Genomic DNA, 20,003 nt, shown 5'->3' on the forward strand with positions numbered 1-20,003 from the left:
GCGCCTGCCTGCGCCGTGCGCACGCTGGCGGAGGGGGGCCAGTGGCATTGGCGACGGGCGGGGGCCTGTGTTAGGCCGCCCCTCCCCGTTGGCCTGCCCAGGAGACAGGAGAAGCGAATGGCCCGTCGCCACGTCCGAGTCGTCGGCGCGATGCTCGAGAACGAGGAGGGACGCTACCTCATCACCCAGCGTCCCCCCACCGCATCGCTGCCCCTGCTGTGGGAGTTCCCCGGCGGCCGCGTGGAGGAGGGCGAAAGCGACTCCTCGGCCCTCGCGCGGGAAATCCAGGAGGAGATGGGCGTGGCCGTGGAGGTGCTCGACCAGGTCATGCACACCCGCCACGAGTATCCCACCTATGACATCGACTTCCGGGTGTTCCGCTGCCAGTTGGCGGAGTCGGAGCACCACATCCGCCACCTGCGCGTGCATGACCACCGCTGGGTGACGTTGGAGGAGATGTCGCACTACCGCTTCCCCGACGCGGACGCGAAGACCCTGGCGAAGCTGCTGGACCTGGACACCTGACGTGGCGCCCCGCTGGACCTGGGCCCTGCTGTTGAGCGTGGGGTGGGTCGCCTGCTCGCGTCCCAAGCCCGTTCCTTCCGAGGTGGCGGTCCAGGAGGACGCCGGCACCCAGGCACCCGCGGTCGGTGTTCCCGGTTGCGTGGCCTACGGTGTCCCCCAGCAGGCGGGCGTGGTTCCGGACGAGTTGCCAGAGCTGTCCGGACTGGCCGCCAGCGTCCGCCACCCTGGCGTGTTCTGGGCCCACAACGACTCCGGCAACGACTTCGAGGTGTTCGCCATCGACGAGGCGGGCCGGGTGCGGGCCCGGTTGAAGCTCACCGGCGCCGAGCCTCGGGATGTGGAGGACGTGGCGGTGGGGCCGTGCGCGCCAGGCGAGCCCCGCACGTGCGTGTTCCTGGCGGACATCGGCGACAACTTCGAGCTGCGGGAGCAGGTGCGACTGTTCCGGGTGCCAGAGCCGGAGACGCTCGGCGACGCCACCGTGCCGGTGGAGGTGCTGCCCTTCACCTATCCGGACGGCTCGCATGACGCGGAGGCGCTGGTGATGGACGCGCGCTCGGGGCGCCTGGTCGTCCTGACCAAGACGCGCCGTTCTCTGGGCGACGTCTTCGCGTTGGACGGCCTGTCACCCGGCACCGTCATCCAGGCGACGAAGCTGGGCACGCTGGAGGTCCCCGGGGGCGTGGATCGGCTCTCGACGGCCGCGTCGTTGCATCCCTCCGGCCAGCGCCTGTTGGTGCGCACCTACTCGCGGGTGTGGGAGCTGCGACAGTCGGGGGCGACGGATGTCGAGTCGCTGTTGAAGGGCGCTCTCGTCGAGGTGCCGGCCGGGAGCCAGGCCCAGGCGGAGGCGGTGGCCTATCTGCCGGACGGTCAGGGGTATTTCCTGGGCACGGAGTTCACAGGTCAACCCTTGTGGCGGGTGGGGTGTCGCTGATCTCGCGACTCCTGAGTCGGTACGTGGCGTGAAGCCGAGCCAGCGGGTTGACGGTCAGCCGGCGGTGAACATCTTTGCCCGGCTGAGTGTGACGCCATCCGGGCACGGGGCCCGAATGCGCGGGGAGGGGGAGGGCGAGCGTGCCGACGATGAAGCCACAGGAGCTCCCGCCGGGTATGGGCCCGCGGGGAAAGAAGTCCGAGAAGCCAGGGTCGCCGGGCAAGGGGTTCAAGTTCGGCTCACCGCTGGGCTACATCCTGCTGCTCGTCCTGGGCTTCCTACTCTTCCGGAACGTCTTCCAGGACGCGGGCGTCCGGCGGGTGAGCTACAGCCAGTTCCGCGACGCGGTGGAGTCCGGCAACTTCAGCCGGGTCCAGATTTCCAACGAGTGGGTGAAGGGCTTCCTCAAGGACACCGCGCAGCCACCGCCGCCCGCGCAGGGTGAGCGCCCGCTGCGAGGCGAGCCCAGCGCGCTGCCGTGGATGGCGTATCGGGTCCAGGGTGACGAGACGCTCGTCCCCCTGTTGGAGCAGAAGGGTGTCCAGTTCGAGGCCGTGCCTCAGTCGGGGCTGGGCGAAGCGCTGTGGATCTGGCTCCTGCCCCTGGGCCTGTTCTTCCTCTTCTGGAGCTTCATGATGCGGCGGGTGGCCGGAGGCATCGGTCAGGGCCCGCAGAGCGTCATGAGCTTCGGGAAGACCCGCGCCAAGGTGCAGGCCGAGGCGGACACCGGCGTGGGCTTCAAGGACGTGGCCGGCGTGGACGAAGCGGTGGAGGAGCTGAAGGAGATTGTCGAGTTCCTCAAGACGCCGGAGAAGTTCCGCCGCCTGGGTGGGCGCATCCCCAAGGGCGTGTTGCTGGTGGGACCTCCAGGCACGGGCAAGACGCTGCTGGCGCGAGCGGTCGCGGGTGAAGCGGGCGTGCCCTTCTTCAGCCTCTCCGGCTCGGAGTTCGTGGAGATGTTCGTGGGCGTGGGCGCGGCCCGCGTGCGGGACTTGTTCGCCCAGGCCACCGCCAAGGCGCCCTGCATCATCTTCATCGACGAGCTGGATGCCATCGGCAAGAGCCGCAACTCGGGCGTCGCGGGTGGTCATGACGAACGCGAGCAGACGCTCAACCAGTTGCTCGCGGAGATGGACGGGTTCGACAGCCGCGCCGGCCTCATCATCCTGGCGGCGACCAACCGTCCGGAGATCCTGGACAGCGCGCTGATGCGGCCGGGCCGGTTCGACCGGCAGGTGCTGGTGGACCGTCCGGACAAGCGCGGCCGGGAGATGGTGCTGGAGATCCACGCCCGCGGCGTGAAGCTGGGCCCGGACGTGGACCTGAGGACCATCGCCTCGCGCACGCCAGGCTTCGCCGGCGCGGATTTGGCCAACGTGGTGAATGAGGCGGCGCTGCTCGCGGCCCGACGCAACCGCGACGCGGTGATGCGAGCGGACTTCGAGGAAGCGATTGAGCGCGTCGTCGCGGGCCTGGAGAAGAAGAACCGCCGGATGAACGAGCGCGAGAAGGAGATTGTCGCGCACCACGAGGCGGGCCACGCGGTGGTGGGTTGGATGCTGCCGCATGCCGAGCGGGTGACGAAGGTCTCCATCATTCCACGCGGGCTCGCGGCGCTCGGCTACACGATGTCGCTGCCTTTGGAGGACCGCTACCTCATGTCGCTGGACGAGCTGCGCGACAAGATGGCGGGGATGATGGGCGGGCGCGCCTCGGAGGAGATCTTCATCGGAGAGATTTCCACGGGCGCCTCCAATGACATCCGTCAGGCCACGGAGGTCGCCCGGCTGATGGTGCGGGACTACGGCATGAGCACCCTGGGCCCCGTGGCCCTGAGCGCCGACCATGGCCCCAACTTCCTGCGCTCCGCGGGCATCCCCGAATCGCGCACGTACTCCGAGCAGACGGCGCGGATGATCGACGAGGAGGTCCGCAAGCTGGTGAGCGAGGCCCTGGACCGGGCCCGGGAGGTGCTCACCCATCACCGGGACAAGGTGGAGGCCCTGGCCGCGCGGCTGCTCGCCGTGGAGGTGGTGGAGGAGGACACGATGACGGGCATCCTCGGCCCCAAGGTGCTGGCCCAGCGAGGGCTCTTGCACCCCGAGGCCCGCCAGGTCATCTCCGCGCATCCGGTGAACACCAACGAGGAGGCTCCGCCCACGCAGCACGCGGAGAAGCCCCTGGACTCGTAACGGACGTCCGGGCGCCTGCCCTCCGGCCTGGCCCACGCCCCCCGCCACCGCACATTCCTGCGGTGTCCGGGGGGCGAAATTATCTTGAGACCTAAAGGAGGCGACGCCGTGGAGAACAGGATCGGCAAGAGCTATCTGGCCCGGAAGGCTCTCTTCGCGAAGGGGCTCAAGGAAGGGCGGCTCACGGTTCAGGAAATCGAGGAGGCACTGCCAGCCGGGACGTTGACGGCGGCGGAGCGCTGGCTCCTCTACTACTCGCTGCGGGCCGCTCAGGTGGAGATCATCGACGAGGTGACGGGGCAGATCGACCATGGGTTCATGGCCGAGACGCCCGCGCCCCAGGAGCACTAGCTCCCCCTCGCGTTGACACGCCCTCGCGCGCGGTTAGGTTGCGGCCAGGAAAGCCTACCCGCGCACGAGCGCCTTCACACCTCGACTTCAGGTTCGACATGTCCGGCAATTCCCACACCGACGCATCCCAGGAAGCCCAGCACGCCAACGGCGGAGGTCCGCCGGGCCCAGACGCCGGGGAGGCCGCTGCCCGCTCCGAGGAAGCCGAGGCTCGGGCCCCCGCCGATGACGTCGTGTCCGAGGCCGCCGACGCGGAGAAGGAGCGTCTGCGAGCGGACCTGGAAGCCTCCCGCCGTCGAGTGGACGAACTGGCGCGCGCCTACCAGGCGGTGAACAAGGACCGCGAGGAGTTCAAGCAGCGTCTCACCCGCGAGCGTGAGCGGATGATGGACGTGGAGCGCGGCAACGTGGCCGTGTCGCTGCTGGAGGCCATCGACGAGCTGGACCGCGCCCTCTCGATGAGCGCGCAGGACTCCTCCGCGTTGGCCCAGGGGGTGCGGATGATCCGCGACTCGCTCCTGGCCAAGGCCCAGGGGATGGGCATCGAGCGCGTCACTGTCGTGGGGCAGCCGTATGACCCCAACGTGGCGGAAGCCACGGACATGGAAATCACCACCTCCCCGGACGAGGACCAGAAGGTGGTGGCGGAGTTCCGAGCGGCCTACCGGCTGAAGGACAGGGTCATCCGCCCCGCCCGGGTGAAGGTGGCCAAGTACGTGGCCCCCGCCCAGGCGTGACGGGCGGTTGCTCGAAAAACGCGGAAGACGGCGGCGGCGTGGGTTGTTCCCGCCGCTCGCCATGCGTCGCCGTATAAGCTGCCACTCCGTGTCTTCTCGACTGCTGTCCGTTCTGCTCGTCCTGGCGGTGACTCCTCTGACGGCGGGTGCCGAAGAGGAGGGTCCGGTGGGGCCCTGGCTCCAGGCGCGTGTGCGTGAGCACGCCGCCTGGTTCACCTATCAAGGCAATGGCGAGGGCCGTGCGGGCGCCATGGGGCTGTGGCGCGAGCGCCCGGCCGGTGAGCCGGGCCTTCCCAACTTCGTGCCACCCACGTCGCTGGCGCCGCTGATTCGCGCGGTGGAGGCGGGCGTCGTCAACATCATCACGGTGAGCCCCCGGGAGAGCGGGCTCGCGGGGATGAAGCGCTCCACGGGCTCGGGCTTCGTGCTGACGGCGGACGGGCTGGTCGTCACCAACAGCCACGTGGTGTCCGGGGCGAACAAGATCGCCGTGCGCCTGTCGGACGGCCGCGAGTTCTCCGCGGAGGTCGTCGGTCGGGATGCGTCCACGGACGTGGCGCTCCTGCGGCTGAGCGGCTCCGACATGGGGGATTTGCCGGCGCTGTTCCTCGGAGACTCGGACCGGCTGGAGGTGGGGGACTGGGTGGTGGCCATCGGCAACCCCTTTGGCCTGGACCACTCGGTGGCGCACGGCATGATTTCCGCCAAGGAGCGCGTGCTGGGCGTGGGCCAGTTCGACGACTTCATCCAGACGGACGCGCTCATCAACCCGGGCAACTCCGGCGGGCCGCTCTTCAACATGAAGGGCGAGGTGGTGGGGGTGAACACGGCCATCATCAGCCAGGGGCAGGGCATCGGCTTCGCGGTGCCCATCAACCTGGTGAAGGATTTGCTGCCCAACCTGCGGGAGAACGGGAAGCTGGAGCGCGGCTGGCTGGGCGTGGTCGTCAACGATGACCGGGAGAGCGGCGAGCGGCGCGCGCCCCTGGTGAAGGACGTCTTCCGGGGCAGTCCCGCTCACGCCGCGGGCATCCGCTCCGGCGACAGGTTGGTCGCGGTGAACGGGCGGACCATCGGCTCCTATCTCCAACTGCTTCGCAAGGTGGCGCTGCTGGCGCCGGGTTCGGAGGCGCGGCTGACGCTGTTGCGCCCGGGGGCGAAGCAGGAGGAGGTGACCGTGCGGCTGGTGGAGCGTCCCGCCCAGGAGGCCACGGAGGGGCTGGTCCAACGCACGTCCAGCGACGAGGACCTGGGGCTGGCGCTGCGGGATTTGACGCCGGACGTGGCCGCGCCGCTGGGGCAGGAGGCCTGGGCGGGGGCGCTCGTGTCGGCGGTGACGCCGCGCAGCCCCGCGGACGAGGCGGGCCTTCGCGCGGGGGACGTGGTGACGGAGGTCAACCGCAAGCGGGTGAAGGACGCGGCCGGGGTGCGCGCGGCGCTGTCCAGGGGCAGCTCCGGGGCGAGCATCCTGCTCCGGGTGAAGCGGGGCGACTCCCTCCAGTACGTGGCCATCGCCCGCTAGAGGGAGTCAGTCCGTGACGCGGGCCTAGCGGCTCGCGTTGGCGTCCTTGCCGTTGAGCCACAGGCCGAGCTGCGTGCCGGTGCGGCCCTCGGTGACGATGAGCCCCTCGATGCGGGCCGTCACGCCGTAGTTCTTCCCGCCGCCCTTCTTCGGCAGCGACCACACACCCTGCGGCGTGAAGACGACCTGGGCGCGCACCCCTCGCATGGAGAACATGCGGGAGAAGATCTGTCCGTTCCACCCGTCCGGCAGCGTGCCGGTGACGGTGAGGTAGGGCAGCACGGGGTTGCCGTTGCCGTCCGACTTCTTCGGGGCGCCGTGAGTCATCGCGTAGCGGCCACCGGGGAAGAACGGGGTGATGTTGATGGTGTACTCGCCCGTCACCGGAGAGTACGGGCCCGGCGACAGCATGCTGGCGTCGTCCTCCACCACAATCATGTACAGCTGCTTGCCCTGGTACTTCTTGCGGAACGCCTCCGCCTGGGACTTGCACTGCGGGTCCACCAGCGCCCCTTCACACGCGCCAATGTACTTCTCCAGGAAGGCCCCCAGGCCGCCCAGGGGCTCGGACTCGTCGCGCAGCTTGGCGAAGCGCGCGTCCACGTCGGCCAGGGCCAGGGTGGGCAGGAGGAGGGCGGCGACGGCGACCAGAAGGCGGCTCAAGACGGAGAACTCCAGGGCTTTGGGGGGAGGGGAATGGTGCCATGTCCCGCGAAATCCCGGGGATGCCTTCTCGTAGGTGGGCAGGGGTGGATGTAGGTAAATAAATTGCCTACATATGGCTACCATGTAGGGTGTGCCTGTCACCACCTGTTGCCGGGAGGCACCCCCAGTGTTCGAGCGTCCGCAAGAGCGTCGTACTCACCTGCGCTTCGACAAGGTCTTCACCGTCTACCTCACCACCCAGGACGGGATGATGAGGGGCGTCGGTCGCAACATCAGCGCTCGCGGCATGTTCGTGGAAGTCCGGGACCAGGTGGGGCTTGGAGAAAAGCTCAAGGTCACCTTCGCCGGCGAGGACGGCACGGAGATGACGTGCCTGTGCGAGGTCCGCTACCAGGTGGCGCTGGCGTTTGGCCGCAAGGACGGGCGCGAGGGCAGCAGCCGCGGCGTGGGCCTGCGAATCGTGGCGTACGAGACGCACGACGACGCGCCCCTGCTCCTGGTGGACCGCGAGCGGGTGATGCACTGAGGTGACGTGTGGGGGCCCGGAAGGGCCCGGGTGGCCCGACGCTCCCGTGACAGGGGGCCACGACGGGGCGACTTCCGAGGCACCCACCACGCATGACAAGGGCACGGTCCTCGAGGAGAGGAGCCGTGCCCTTGGTGTTTCAGGGGGGCGGAAAGCGCGCCCGGATTACTGCGAGAAACCCTCGAGGAGGTAGTGGGCCTCGATGCGCTTGAGCGCGAGGATCATCGCGGCGCAGCGGGAGTCCACGGCCTCGCCGGCGCAGTAGCCGCGGCTGTCGTGCATGTCCGTCTTGCGCGGCTGGTTGCGGGAGATGTCGCGGATGATGCGGTAGTTGCGCTTCATCGCGCGCTCCAGGCGCTGGTCGACCTCGGCCTCGCTCCAGCGCTCCATGCGCTTGTTCTGGATCCACTCGTAGTAGCTCACCGTCACGCCGCCGGCGTTGGCGATGATGTCCGGGATCATCTCGATGCCGCGCTTCTGGAGGACGCGGTCGGCTTCCGGGGTGGTGGGGCCGTTGGCGCCCTCGGCGATGAGCTTGACCTTGAGGCGCTCGGCGATTTCGGCGGTGATTTCGCCACCCAGCGCGGCGGGCAGGAGGATGTCCGCCTGCACTTCCCAGAGGTCCTTCTTCTCGATCTTCTGGGCGCCGGGGAAGCCCAGCACGCTGCGCTTGAGGTTCTTGGGGTCCTGGACGTAGGCGGTGAGCGCCTGCACGTCGATGCCGTCCCCGTTGTAGATGGTACCGTCGGAGTCATTGACGGCCAGGAGGCGCGCGCCCATGCCGCCCAGGATGATGGCGGCGTGGCTGCCCACGTTGCCGAAGCCCTGGAGGACGAAGGTCTTGCCCTTCACGCTCTCGCCACGGTCGGCGTAGTAGTCCTCGATGCAGAACGCGACGCCCTGGCCGGTGGCCTTGCCGCGGCCCTCGGAGCCGCCGATGCGGACGTCCTTGCCGGTGACGATGCCGCGCAGGTTGTGGCGCTCGCGCTCACCGTCGGAGAACTGGCGGTACAGCAGGGCCATGATCTCCGGGTTGGTGCCCACGTCGGGGGCGGGGATGTCGATGTTCGGCCCGATGAGGCTCTTGAGCCGGTACATGAAGCGCAGGGTGATGGCTTCCAGCTCCTCGCGGCCGTACTCGCGCGGGTCAATCTGGATGCCGCCCTTGCCGCCGCCGAAGGGCACTTCCGCGATGGCGGTCTTCCAGGTCATCTCCGCGGCCAGGGCCTTGAAGAGGTCCAGGGACACCTCGCGGTGGTAGCGCAGGCCGCCCTTGTAGGGGCCACGGGCCTGGTTGTGCTGGACGCGGTAGGCCTTGAAGCGCTGGGACTCACCGGGGACCAGCTGGTAGACCTTGCCGTCCGGCAGGCGCAGGTGGCCCTGGCGGATGGCGACGTCGGAGCCCAGGAGGGCGCGGCCGTTGAGGATGATGCTGCCGTTGGCGAGCAGCTCCAGGCCTTCCTTGTTGCGCACCTGCGTCTCGGGCAGGTCGGCGAACGTCTTGGCCCGCTCGGGGATGAGGGGGACGAGGCGGTCCTTCAGCTTCGCCGTGACGTAGAAGATGTGCTCGTAGTCGGGCTCTTCCAGCTCCAGGCGGACGCGCTTGTCCAGCTTGATGAGGTCCGCCGCCCGATGGAAGATCTCCATCGCCTCGGTGTAGACGGTGCGCTTCGGCGTGGGCGCGGGAGCGCGCATGAAGTTCTCTTCGCTGGCCATGATGAAAGTGGCTCCTTGTGGTCCCAGCCACATGGGGCCGGGGACGCGGGGATAGCGGGGCCCTTATGCGCATATGCGACACAGGGGGTCAACCGCCGTGGCGCCCACCTCCCGTCCCGAAAAACGGAGCGATGACGGGTACTTATGGCAACGCGCTGTGTCACCCACGGCGGATGCACTGTGTCATCGTTGTCGCGGTGCCAGCGCCGTTCGTTGGTGTTCGAAGCAGGGTGTTCAGAATCAAAAAGAAGGGGCACATCATTTCTCCTTGCCCCACTTCGAACGCGATGGTACTCAGCGCGCCGCCTTCCGCCGACATAGCTCAGTGGTAGAGCAACTGATTCGTAATCAGTAGGTCCCCAGTTCAAGCCTGGGTGTCGGCTCCAAACAGTGAAAAGGGTCGGTTGCCGCGAGGCAGCCGGCCCTTTTTGCTTTCGGGGTCATCCTCCCTTCCAGGGGGCCATCACCTCGCTGCTTTCAGAGAAGATGAGGCCGTCCTTCTGGATGGCGCCGATGCACAGGAAGTCGCCGGAGTCGAAGCCGACGTTGAGGACTCGCTGGGTGGCGTCCCCAAGGAGCGTCGGACCCATGCGCCGTGCGAGATGCCGGACAGCGAGCGCGGCATAGGCCAGTGCCAGGGGATATTCGGCGTCGTTGCCGAGCCCGGCTTCGTGCCCATAGGCGACTTGGTAGATGGAATCGAGGACGGTGGAGCCCGAGTCGGGCGTGCCCTTGCCCCACCGCTCCCGGAACAGCCAGTCGGGGTCGGTCGCGTCATACGGGGCCCCGATGAGATGGATGTCCGCTGTCACGCGATTCCGCACCGTCGGGTTGAAGAGGCCGAACCAGAGGCCGGGGATGGGCGCTGGCGATGGAGTTCGCGTCTGTGCCCCAGGTCCCAGCGCCTTGTAGGAAGGCAAGCCCAGACAGACGCCAGTGTGATAGGAATTGAAGGCGTGCTGGATGAGTTCAGAGCGACAGGACTCCAGGGCTCTCATTGGATTTGTCAGACCCCAAAGTCAGGATATGGCGCCCTGATGCTCAAGGGTTCCTTTGGGGGATTCCATGAGGTTGATTGCAGTGGTTGGTCTGCTGCTGCTCGCGTCGGGGTGTGCGACCCCTCGTGTCGTCCAGATTGATGCTGGGAATGGTCAGCGAGTCATTCACAAATCGGTGGACGTTGACCCAGTCGAGGTGAACGAGGAGGAGTTCAAGTCTGCCCTCACGCAGCTCATCCTCGACTTGAGGATGGACGTTGCGTTCCGAGAGGCTGAAGCGGCAGATGAGCGAGGATGGGTGCGGTCCAGGACGCTGCTTGCCTCCTCAAACGGTCTCGCGGATTCCGGCTCGGGGAGTTCACCCGAGTCGTTGTACGCGCGCATCTGTCCCGACTCGGATGGTTGCTTGTCCCTGGTCGGAGGGACGGGGCTTACGTTCTCGAGGAAGGACCGAACGCTCATGGCCCTGTCCTTCGCGCTCGATGCTGTATGGGAGGCTGTGGAGGGAGAACTCGGCAAGATGCTCAACCCCGCGGCGCTCAAGGCCATGGTGACCTCGGCGGCGCTGAGCGTTCTTCTCACGATGACCTTGCCCGAGCCCGTCACCAAGGTCATCGCGGTGACCCTGACGGCGGCGATGGTGGCCTATCTCGGAGTGGTGCCGGTCTGGGAGATCGGGCGAGGTTTCGTCCAGTTGTGGGATGATGCGGGCAGGGCAATGAGCGTCATCGAGCTACAGGACATCGGCCACCGCTTCGGACGGGTGTTGGGGACGAATGGCACGCGCGTCCTCGTGCTGCTCGTCACGGCGGCCCTCGGTGGAAAGAGCGCAATGGCGTCCCAGGGGCCAAGGCTTCCCGGCTTCGCCCGGGCTGCGCTTCGAGGACAGGCCGAGGCGGGATTCCAGCTCGGGGCGGCGCTGAACGGCGGCGTGTCGTCAATCGCGATGCCCGCCGCTGGTGTTCTGAACGTCGCTCTGGCGCCCGGAGCTGCTGCCGCCCTGGCGATGTACTCGGATGGGCGGATTCCCGGTGACGAGGTCGGGCCCGTTCATCACATCTGCACGAACAAGAACCCCATCGCAGACACTACCGGGGGGCCTTGGACGCCGAGGTGCGAGGAGGTCTTCAAGAAGGCCGGGATGACTCTTGAGGACGCTGCAAACAAGGTCCGGCTCAATGGGCACGAGGGGCCTCACCCCGAATTTTATCACAATGAGGTGCTTCAGCGCCTCACTCGTTCTGTTGCGCGCTGCCGAACGGCGGAGAGCTGCCGGGCCAGTTTGATGAAGGAACTCGCGAAGATTGCAGATGAGTTGCTTACACAGGGCTCAGAATTGCGCAGTTTCATCGTGAAGTAGGAGGGTAGGGTGGAACGGAACTTCTATTGGGTGAGACTTGGCGATGTGCCCCAGTGGCTTCTAAAGACGCCGATACGGGATTCTGGTGAGGCATTTGACGAGCCTTGGATGTTCGCGGATGGTCGTGTCCTTCCACACCCTGGACCCATCAAGGCGCAAGTTTCACATCCCGGGACGAAGCGCACGTTCGTGTTCGCAGGGGTAGAGGGAACTCCCATCGTCAGCGAAGCACTCGCGAATGTCTTCAGAACACTGGCTCCTGATGACGTCCAACTGTTTCCGGTGACGGTGGACGGAGCGCCCGAATTGTATTTCGTCGTCAATGCAACCAAGGTCCTTGATGCCATAGACGAGGCACGGTGCCGGGAGGTTCATCACTATGACAAGGACGACTCAGTCCCTGAATATGAAGGAGAGTACAACTGGATCTACGGACTGCGAATAGACCCCTCGAAGACTGAAGGCGCCCATGTCTTTCGGTTGAAGAAGTTCAAGATTGCGTTCGTTGTTTCAGAGGACATCAAGAACGCACTCGAAGGGGTAGGAAACCTCGGGGTGTCGTTCGAGCGCGTAGCCGGAACGCCCGAGTCGTTCTGATGGTTGATGACAAGCTCCGAGGAGAGGGGCCCCTCGGAGCGCGGCGGAACTGACCGACCCGTACTGCTATTTCACAGGGGCGCGATTCCCTCATCGGTTGCCGCGAGGCAGTCGGCCCTCTTGGATTTCGAGGTTTCGCTCGTGGCTTGGCTGCGCGCGGGTGTGTCCTCGCCGAGCGTCGGCTGATAGGAACGCCCCATGAACCACGGTCCTCCCCGCCGGGTCGCCATCGTCGCGGCCCTCCGTACTCCCTTCGCCCGCAGCAACACCGCGTACGCACGCCTCTCCAACAAGGACATGCTGACGGACGTCCTGCGGGGTCTCGTCGAGCGCACGGGCCTGGGCGGCGTCCGGCTGGGGGAGGTGGTCGGCGGCGCGGTGATGAAGCACTCGCGCGACTGGAACCTGGTGCGGGAGTGCACGCTGTCCAGCGGGCTGGACGCCGCCACGCCCGCCTATGACGTACAGCAGGCGTGCGGCACCGGCCTGGAGGCCTGCATCCTCGTGGCGAACAAGATCGCCCTCGGGCAGATCGACGCGGGCATCGCCTGCGGCACCGACACCACGTCGGACGCTCCGGTGGCCGTGAGTCGGCGGATGCAGCGCGCGCTGATGGCGATCAACGGCGCGAAGACGCAGGGGGCGAAGATCGCGGCGGCCCTGAAGTTGCTCGACCCGCGCGCGTTCGTGCCGGAGATTCCCGTCAACGCCGAGCCTCGCACGGGCATGTCCATGGGCCAGCATGCCCAGCGCACGGCCGACCGGTATGGCATTACCCGCGAGGCCCAGGACGCCCTCTCGCTGGCGAGCCACCAGCACCTCTCGCGTGCCTACGACGCGGGCTTTTTCTCCGACCTGGTGATGCAGTACCAGGGCCTCGCGCGCGACAACAACCTGCGGCCGGACACCACCCTGGAGAAGATGGCGAAGCTGCCGGGCGCCTTCGACCGCGAGAAGGGCACCATCACCGCGGCCAACTCCTCCCCGTTGACCGATGGCGCCTCGGCCGTGTTGCTCGCCAGTGAGGAGTGGGCGCGTGCGCGCGGACTGCCCGTGCTCGCGTATCTGTCGGCGGGCGAGGTGGCCGCGGTCGACTTCGTCGACGAGCGCGAGGGGCTTTTGATGGGCGGCGCTTACGCCGTCCCCCGCATGCTCCAGAAGCGCGGGCTCGCGCTGGGGGACTTCGACTTCTACGAGATTCACGAGGCCTTCGCCTCCGTGGTGCTGTGCACGCTGGCTGCCTGGGAGTCGGACGCCTTCTGTCGCGAGCGGCTCGGGCTTCCGGGGGCCTTGGGGGCCATCGAGCGTGACCGGCTCAACGTGAAGGGCAGCTCCATCGCGGCCGGACATCCCTTCGCCGCCACGGGCGGTCGCATCGTGGGTACGCTGGCCAAGGCATTGTCCGAGGCGGGCTCCGGCAAGAAGGGCCTCATCTCCATCTGCGCGGCGGGCGGTCAGGCCGTCACCGCCATCCTCGAAACCTAGGGAGCGACGACTTCATGGCCGACAAGCTGATGACGCTGGCGAACAACCCCGTGACGGGAGGGCTCGTGAGGGCGCTGGGTCTGCCGACCCCGCCGCCGCTGGCACGGGCCAAGGAAGGCTGGGTGGCACAGCCCTTCGTGGACCGTGTGGTGTTGCTGGGCACGGCACCCGGTGGCTTCGCGACGGAGGCTGCCCGGAGCGCGCTCTCGGGCGGAGGCGCGCGCGTGCTGGACGTGTTGCCGGAGCAGGAGGGCCGAGGTGTGGATGTGGCGCTCTTCGACGCCACGGGGCTCTCCACCCCGGCTGACTTGCGCGCCCTCTACGATTTCTTCCACGTGACGGTGCCGCGACTGGCGCGCAACTCGCGTGTGCTGGTGCTCGTGGGGCTTCCCGAGGAGGCACCGGGGCCCGCGGCGGCCGCCGTGGCGCGTGGTGCCGAGGGCTTTGTGCGGAGCCTGGGCAAGGAAGTGGGACGGCGCGGTGCCACGGCCAACCTCGCTTACGTCGCGCGGGGTGCCGAAGACCGGCTCGCTGGGCCCGTGCGCTTCTTCTGCGGCGTGCAGGCCACCTATGTCTCCGGACAGGCGGCCCGAGTGACGTCCTCCGTGCGCCCCGTGGTTTCGGCGCTCATGGTGGCCGCGCTGAAAGGGAAGGTGGCGTTGGTCACCGGGGCCGCGCGAGGCATCGGCGCGGCCACGGCCGAGCGCCTCGCGCAGGAGGGGGCTCGTGTGGTTCTCCTGGACGTGCCCGCGCTCCAGGATGCCCTGGAGGCCACAGCCGCCCGTGTGGGCGGAGAGGCCCTGGCGCTCGACATCACGGCCCCCGATGCGCCCGCACGCCTCGTGGCGGAGCTGCAAGGGCGCCACGGCGGCGTGGACGTGGTGGTGCACAACGCGGGAATCACCCGTGACCGCACGATCGCCAAGATGACGCCCGAGGCGTGGGACCAGGTGCTGTCCGTCAACCTCGCCGCCATCATCGCCGCCGACGAAGCGCTGCTTGCCTCCGGTGCGCTGCGGGACGAAGGGCGCCTCGTGTACCTCTCCTCCATCAGTGGCGTGTCGGGCAACTTCGGGCAGACGAACTACGCGGCGACGAAGGCCGCTCTCATCGGCTACGTGGCGGCGCTCGCGCCGACGCTCGCGCCGCGTGGCATCTGCGCCAACGCGGTGGCTCCGGGCTTCATCGAGACGGCCATGGTGGCGAAGATGCCTCTCATGACGCGCGAGGTGGGCCGCCGGCTCAACTCCCTGTCACAGGGCGGCCAGCCGCGCGACGTGGCGGAACTCATCACCTTCTTCGCCAGTCCCGGGGCATACGGGGTGACGGGCAATACCTTGCGTGTTTGTGGACAGGGCCTCGTCGGCGCCTGAGTGACTCGGGCGCGCTTCTCGCCGGGCGCGGTTGCATGGAGGGCGAACACCTGGGGCGACACGTCGCTCCAGATGCCGCCCTGCTCTGATGAGCGCCCGCCGACGCAAGTCACTTCGCCATCAGCCTGTCTCGCTCTTGTTGCCTTGCTCTGATGCAAGACGGACACGGAAGGGCGCCACCCGTCGCGCGGTCGTGACTCCGGGTTTGCTCTGTTCATTCCCGATGTGACGAGCCCAGTCCGTGGGCCACCTTCCGGAACGCATCGCGCGCTTCCGGCGTGAAGGTCGCGCCCACGAACACATGGAATGCGCCGGGGTACTCGTACAGCCGGATGCTTCCGCCCACGGCCTCCACTTTCCCGCGGAGCTCGCGGGCGTCCAGGATGAACAAGTCATCGGTGCCCTGGAACACGTCGATGGGCGGCAATCCGCGCAGGTCGCCGTGAATCGGGCTGAGGGTGGGAAGCGAGAGGTCATCGCCCCCCGCCCACCACTGCCCCGCCTCCAGCAGGCGCGCGGTGCTCAGCATGACGTCGCGTGGCTCGATGGCGGGGATGCCCGGGTTCGTCATGGCGAGATCCAACCAGGGCGAGAACAGGATGAGTCGTCCCGGGAGTGGCAGGCCGAGGTCTCGGAAATGAAACGTCTGCCCGAGTGCCAGTCCACCGCCCGCGGAGTCCCCGCACAGTGCCACCTGTGTCGCGGGGGTCGTGGCGAGGACCTGCCGGTACACCTCGGTGAGAAAGGGATAGGCGTCGCGATGCGTGAATTCGGGCGCCAGCGGATAGATGGGGACGGTGACACTCGCACCGGTGTGCCGGATGAGTGACTCGATGATGCGCCAGTGAGGGAGGATGAACTCGTTCACGTACGCGCCGCCGTGCGCGTAGATGAGGTGCCATCCGCTGGCACGCTGGCGTGGCGTCAATTTGAACACCGCGCGTCCGGCGACCTTTCGTTCCTCCACGTTCGTGAGCGCGTGCAGTGCGCGCGGTAGCGCAGGAACGGTGGGATACGTGCGCGTCTTCGCGGTCCGCCGGAAGGCCTCGGGGTCCGAGCGGTACTTCTTTCGGAGGCCCAACCAGAACTTCGCGGCGCTCATCCTGAGACTGCTCATGCGACTCCTGAAGCCCAGGATGGAATCGCCAGGCTTCGCGTCGTCACGTTCCATCCTCGGATGCGGAGAGTCTACGCCAAGATCGACGGACTCCGCGCAACTGACACGAGGCCCAACTCATCCCCTGCCATCAGTGTGCAGGTGTCGAAGAGGGCGAGGACGCCGTGAGTCCGCACGCCCGGTTGGCGGGAACGGCCACGTCGAGCTTCTTCGGCTTGGGCAGGTCGAGGTGCTCCATGATGCGGATGAACTCCTCCCGACTCTTCCCCGCCACGCGGGGGTTGTGCCGCTTCTCCTCGGCGATGCTCGTGACGGTGCGGCCCTTGTAGTCGTGCGCGGGGTAGACGAGCGTCGTGTCCGGGAGCCCGAAGAGGACCCGCGTGACGCTGTCGTAGAGTTGGCTCGCGTCCCCGTTCTGGAAGTCGGTGCGCCCGTTGCCGCGCACCAGCAGGGCATCCCCGGTGAAGACACGGTCCCCGAGGAGGTAGCTGACGCTGTCGTCCGTGTGGCCCGGTGTCGCGAGCACCTGGAAGTCGAGCTGGCCAATCCGCAGGTGATCCCCGTGGTGGACCTGGACGTCGGCGCATGCGGCACCTCTCACGCCCCCCACCACCGTGCACCGAGTCCTCGCCCTCAAGGCACCAGATGCTGTGACGTGGTCGGCATGTACGTGGGTGTCGAAGACATGCGTCAGCGTGAGGTCCAGCTCGCGCACCAGCTGAAGATCTCGGTCGACCTGCTCCAGCACGGCGTCGATGAGGACCGCCTGACCCGTCGACTCATCTCCGAGGAGATAGGTGTAGGTCGAGGACTCGGAATCGAAGAGCTGGCGGAAGATCATGTCGAAGCCTCGTGTCCCTGTGACTCGAGGGGGAAAGGTCTCGGGCCCCTCATCCTCAGAGTGCGACCCGCGGGGGCAGGAGTGGACAGTCGAGTGACGAGGGGCCCGCTCCCCGCGCATGAGGGCTTGCCGCCAGTGTCCCCGCGTGCAAGCTCACCCTGTCTTCCATCGAAGGTGCGCTGGCGCACCTGCCTGCCTCCGGAGCCTCACCATGAAGTCCTCTCTCGTCGTCGCGACCGTGCTCGCGAGTCTCCTCCTCGGTGCTTGTGCCAGCCGGCAACGGCCGGTCCGCGACGAGGCCCACCGCTGGGTCGACGCGGGCGCCACCCTGGTGGATGTCCGCACCCCGGAGGAGTTCGCCGCCGGTCACCTGCCCGGTGCGGTGAACATCCCCGTGGACGACCTGTCCCAGCGACTCCAGGAGCTCGGCTCGCCGGAGAAGCCCCTGGTCATCTACTGCCGCAGCGGTGGACGCAGCGCTCGCGCCGAGAAGCTGCTGAAGGAGCAGGGCTTCCAGCAGATCCTCAACCTCGGCCCCATGTCGACGTGGGAGTGACCTCGGGCCGCGCGCCAGGCGCCCTCGTCTGTGTCACGGCAAATCAGGCCGAGATGCACGCCCCGAAAGCCAGTGGGTCATACAGCCAGGTCGGGCTGGAGCATTGATCACGCGGGTTGCTCTCCACGTCCTTGAGCAGCAGCGCTCAGGCCGCAGGCGTCAGACGGGAAGGCTGGCCGGGGTGCCCACGAGCCTCCAAGGCCTGGACACCCTCCTCGCGCTGCCCTTCAGCAGACAGCAGGAGCCCTGCGGCACGCCCTGCCGCCCGCCGCGGTGCAGCAGCCCTGTCAGCAGGCGCCGCTGTCCCTGAGGCAGACCGTCACTTCGAGCGCTGCTCAAGCTTCCGCAATTCTCTCTCCACATACTTGCGTTGAGCCGCAGTGCTCTTTCGCAACAGGAAGGACCGATAGGCATTGATGGCCTCAGGTCCCTTCCCCATGTCCCGAAACAGGTCTCCCCGATTCAAATAGAGCACGTCGCGCTCGTGGCCCGTCGCGGTGAGCAGCGCCAGGCAGTCGTCGAGGACGGCCTGGGCCTGGAACCACTCCTTGTGGGACCACAGCGCGAAGCCGAGGTTGTTGAGGATCTCGGCCCAGAGGTCGATGATCGCCTCCCTCTGTTGGTCCACCTGTGGCCTCAGGATGTCGCTCACCACCCGGAATCCATTGCGCAGGTCCAGGGGCGCCCCGGCGATGAGCCGGCCTTCCGCGAGCCATGTCCGGTAGATTGTGGTCCACTCACTGAGCGCCGCCTCTTGCTGCCCCGTGCTCCACTGAGTGAGCGCACTTTCGCTCACGGCAAGCAGGTCTTGGCGGATGCGATGGAGGCCCTCCAACTCCTTCAGGTCTCTGTCGGCGCTACTCTCTGTCGTCCATCCGCTCTCTTGCATCTCCTCGACCTGCGGAAGGGAGTATGTGCGCCCCATGTATGCCTCGCACGTGACGTCTGCCTCGCCCTTCTGCGCGAACGTGCAATCACAGGTAGGAAGCGCGGTGCCCCCGCCCGACCAGCTCAAGCTGTCCGCGACGCGGGACAAGGAGATGGACTCGTCGGCGTCGGGGAGGATCTCCTCGACACACGCGCAGATCTTCCGTGTCATGGCCTCGCTGGCCATGGCATCCACCTTCGAGCTGACGCTGTCGATGACCCACAGGGAGCACCCATCCCGAGGCGCGGCGAGCAGCCAGCGGGAGTTGGGCAGGTAGGCCCACGTGAGGTCGCGGGCCCCTCCGTCCCTGGGACCCAGTGCCTTCTCCAGGGCGACCGCTGCCTCCGGAAAGGCCTCCTCGGGGGAGCGTCCTTCATCCGGGAAGAGGGAGACGCCCCATACCTTCTGCTTGCGCTGGAGCCGGACCAGACATCGCTGAGGACCATTGCCGAAGCGGATGGCGGCGGAGGTCGCACTCTCGGGCTCGGGGACGAGCCGCGCCACCTCGCCCATTGTCGGACAGCCATTGAGCGGCAGGCTCGTTCGCACCAGAGCCGGGGCAACGGGCTGCCCCGTGCGTGGGTCCACCACGAAGAAAGCGTCATGGAAGAGGGGCGGTTCCACGCGGTCGCGGGTCCATGGACTGGGGACGACGAAGTAGCCCACGCGAAGTCCGACCTCTGGGAGTTCGACCCATTGCTCCTCGACGAGGAATCGTCCGCGACGCCAGTCCTGGAAGGCGGAAGTCTTCTTGAGATTCGCCGACGAAATCTCTGGGGAGGGCATGGTCCCAGCGGCGACAAGGAGTGACAAGAGGAGGGGAAGCATGGACGATCCGTGAATCTACTCCAGACGCGGCCTCGACGTGAGCTCAGGGCCCCAGGTGAGGTGCCCCCGTGTGTGCATGGTAGGGGACGGCGGCCTCACTCGCGGTTGTCGAAGCATGGCTCACGCGGGTTGCTCTCCGCGTCCTTGAGGACAGCTCAGTCGTCATCGTCGTCGCCGTCACCCGCGCCGCCGAAGATGCCTTCCGCCTCCGCCGGGGTCGGCGCGTCGAACGTGCAGGTCAGCTCGTCGCCATTCTCATAGCGGTAGATGAAGTGACCCGCGGCGCGCTTGTCGTCCACCACATCGAACGTCACGGAGCCTCCCCTCGGCAGTCCGGACGCCTCGTGGTAGCCCCTCCCGGAGCCCGACGATTTTCTCAGGGTGCCATACCAGCCGTGCACCAGCAGATTCACCTCCGGGGCGAACTCGGTCTCCTTGTTGATGAGCAGCACCGTCCGCGAGCCACTGCCCTCATCGATGCGCCTGTCCTTATCCAGGAGGATGTCCACGCCAAAGCCCGTCAGTCCCGCCTGACCGCGCGGGAGATAGGTCAAGTTCACCCAGTTGGAATCGTAGGCCTCGTCCATCAACCGGGACGCCACGCCATCGATGGGCCAGACCACGGCCTCTCCCAGATAGGTGCCTCGACATTCTCCCGTTGCGTCCCGGCCACCGCCACAAGCGGTGAGGAACAGGGCGGTGGCCATCCATGGAAGCGCCGCGCGAAGACTCAGACAGTTCATGGCTG

General features: G+C 67.4%; 19 protein-coding genes and 1 tRNA gene. 13 read left to right on the forward strand and 7 right to left on the reverse strand.

The window, feature by feature from the left end; genetic code table 11:
• Positions 1-117: 117 nt before the first annotated feature.
• The 6 genes from HR086_RS19510 (at position 118) to HR086_RS19535 (ending at position 6,264) form a co-directional block, all read left to right on the forward strand.
• The gene (locus tag HR086_RS19510) at positions 118-525 is read left to right on the forward strand and encodes a (deoxy)nucleoside triphosphate pyrophosphohydrolase (RefSeq protein WP_141643200.1); all 408 of its coding nucleotides are present in this window, start codon (positions 118-120) and stop codon (positions 523-525) included.
• A 1-nt stretch (position 526) separates the two neighbouring features.
• The gene (locus HR086_RS19515; protein WP_174456789.1) at positions 527-1,462 is read left to right on the forward strand and encodes a hypothetical protein; all 936 of its coding nucleotides are present in this window, start codon (positions 527-529) and stop codon (positions 1,460-1,462) included.
• A 176-nt stretch (positions 1,463-1,638) separates the two neighbouring features.
• Entirely contained in the window at positions 1,639-3,654 is a 2,016-nt protein-coding gene (ftsH, locus tag HR086_RS19520; RefSeq protein WP_174456788.1) for an ATP-dependent zinc metalloprotease FtsH, read from the forward strand.
• A 108-nt stretch (positions 3,655-3,762) separates the two neighbouring features.
• Positions 3,763-4,005, forward strand: a complete 243-nt coding sequence (locus tag HR086_RS19525; RefSeq protein ID WP_174456787.1) for an RNA polymerase sigma factor region1.1 domain-containing protein — start codon at positions 3,763-3,765, stop codon at positions 4,003-4,005.
• A gap of 98 nt (positions 4,006-4,103) precedes the next feature.
• Entirely contained in the window at positions 4,104-4,742 is a 639-nt protein-coding gene (locus HR086_RS19530; protein WP_141643203.1) for a nucleotide exchange factor GrpE, read from the forward strand.
• Positions 4,743-4,803: 61 nt separating this feature from the next.
• Positions 4,804-6,264, forward strand: a complete 1,461-nt coding sequence (locus tag HR086_RS19535; protein WP_174466355.1) for a trypsin-like peptidase domain-containing protein — start codon at positions 4,804-4,806, stop codon at positions 6,262-6,264.
• Between the two features lie 24 nt (positions 6,265-6,288).
• Here HR086_RS19535 and HR086_RS19540 read toward each other — a convergent pair whose 3' ends face one another.
• Positions 6,289-6,927 carry a DUF6066 family protein gene (locus tag HR086_RS19540; protein ID WP_141643205.1) on the reverse strand — a complete coding sequence of 213 codons (639 nt, stop codon included), beginning with the start codon at positions 6,925-6,927 and terminating at the stop codon, positions 6,289-6,291.
• Positions 6,928-7,096: 169 nt separating this feature from the next.
• Here HR086_RS19540 and HR086_RS19545 point away from each other — a divergent pair, with 169 nt between their 5' ends.
• A complete protein-coding gene (locus tag HR086_RS19545; protein ID WP_141643206.1) occupies positions 7,097-7,456 on the forward strand; it encodes a PilZ domain-containing protein in 360 nt (119 codons plus the stop codon).
• Between the two features lie 165 nt (positions 7,457-7,621).
• Here HR086_RS19545 and HR086_RS19550 read toward each other — a convergent pair whose 3' ends face one another.
• Positions 7,622-9,172, reverse strand: coding sequence for a Glu/Leu/Phe/Val dehydrogenase (locus HR086_RS19550; protein ID WP_174466356.1), 1,551 nt, complete (start codon positions 9,170-9,172; stop codon positions 7,622-7,624).
• A gap of 311 nt (positions 9,173-9,483) precedes the next feature.
• Here HR086_RS19550 and HR086_RS19555 point away from each other — a divergent pair.
• Positions 9,484-9,558, forward strand: a tRNA-Thr gene (locus HR086_RS19555).
• A gap of 54 nt (positions 9,559-9,612) precedes the next feature.
• On the opposite strand, the gene HR086_RS19560 is transcribed toward HR086_RS19555, so the two are convergent.
• Complete coding sequence (locus HR086_RS19560) at positions 9,613-10,092, reverse strand: hypothetical protein (protein ID WP_254626383.1); 480 nt, start codon at positions 10,090-10,092, stop codon at positions 9,613-9,615.
• A gap of 145 nt (positions 10,093-10,237) precedes the next feature.
• Between HR086_RS19560 and HR086_RS19565 the strand changes: the two genes are divergently transcribed.
• From HR086_RS19565 to HR086_RS19580, 4 genes are all read left to right on the forward strand, one after another.
• Positions 10,238-11,530, forward strand: a complete 1,293-nt coding sequence (locus HR086_RS19565) for an AHH domain-containing protein (protein ID WP_174466357.1) — start codon at positions 10,238-10,240, stop codon at positions 11,528-11,530.
• A 9-nt stretch (positions 11,531-11,539) separates the two neighbouring features.
• Positions 11,540-12,127, forward strand: coding sequence for an imm11 family protein (locus tag HR086_RS47970; RefSeq protein WP_174456783.1), 588 nt, complete (start codon positions 11,540-11,542; stop codon positions 12,125-12,127).
• A gap of 198 nt (positions 12,128-12,325) precedes the next feature.
• Complete coding sequence (locus HR086_RS19575; RefSeq protein ID WP_174456782.1) at positions 12,326-13,612, forward strand: acetyl-CoA C-acetyltransferase; 1,287 nt, start codon at positions 12,326-12,328, stop codon at positions 13,610-13,612.
• 14 nt (positions 13,613-13,626) lie between these two features.
• Entirely contained in the window at positions 13,627-14,985 is a 1,359-nt protein-coding gene (locus tag HR086_RS19580; RefSeq protein ID WP_174462474.1) for a 3-oxoacyl-ACP reductase, read from the forward strand.
• Positions 14,986-15,199: 214 nt separating this feature from the next.
• On the opposite strand, the gene HR086_RS19585 is transcribed toward HR086_RS19580, so the two are convergent.
• Together HR086_RS19585 and HR086_RS19590 are read right to left on the reverse strand one after the other, a co-directional pair.
• Complete coding sequence (locus tag HR086_RS19585) at positions 15,200-16,102, reverse strand: alpha/beta hydrolase (protein WP_174456780.1); 903 nt, start codon at positions 16,100-16,102, stop codon at positions 15,200-15,202.
• 130 nt (positions 16,103-16,232) lie between these two features.
• Positions 16,233-16,943: an MBL fold metallo-hydrolase gene (locus tag HR086_RS19590; RefSeq protein ID WP_174456779.1), complete on the reverse strand. Its 711-nt coding sequence runs from the start codon at positions 16,941-16,943 to the stop codon at positions 16,233-16,235.
• A 211-nt stretch (positions 16,944-17,154) separates the two neighbouring features.
• On the opposite strand from HR086_RS19590, the gene HR086_RS19595 reads away from it, so the two are divergent.
• Complete coding sequence (locus tag HR086_RS19595) at positions 17,155-17,499, forward strand: rhodanese-like domain-containing protein (protein WP_174456778.1); 345 nt, start codon at positions 17,155-17,157, stop codon at positions 17,497-17,499.
• Between the two features lie 319 nt (positions 17,500-17,818).
• Here the strand turns inward: HR086_RS19595 and HR086_RS19600 are convergent, their stop codons facing one another.
• Both HR086_RS19600 and HR086_RS19605 read right to left on the reverse strand, forming a co-directional pair.
• A complete protein-coding gene (locus HR086_RS19600) occupies positions 17,819-19,255 on the reverse strand; it encodes a tetratricopeptide repeat protein (RefSeq protein ID WP_174456777.1) in 1,437 nt (478 codons plus the stop codon).
• 155 nt (positions 19,256-19,410) lie between these two features.
• Complete coding sequence (locus HR086_RS19605; RefSeq protein WP_174456776.1) at positions 19,411-19,998, reverse strand: hypothetical protein; 588 nt, start codon at positions 19,996-19,998, stop codon at positions 19,411-19,413.
• Positions 19,999-20,003 lie beyond the last annotated feature (5 nt).

Source organism: Myxococcus sp. CA039A (genome assembly GCF_013336645.1).
In the GTDB taxonomy this organism is placed as follows: domain Bacteria; phylum Myxococcota; class Myxococcia; order Myxococcales; family Myxococcaceae; genus Myxococcus; species Myxococcus llanfairpwllgwyngyllgogerychwyrndrobwllllantysiliogogogochensis.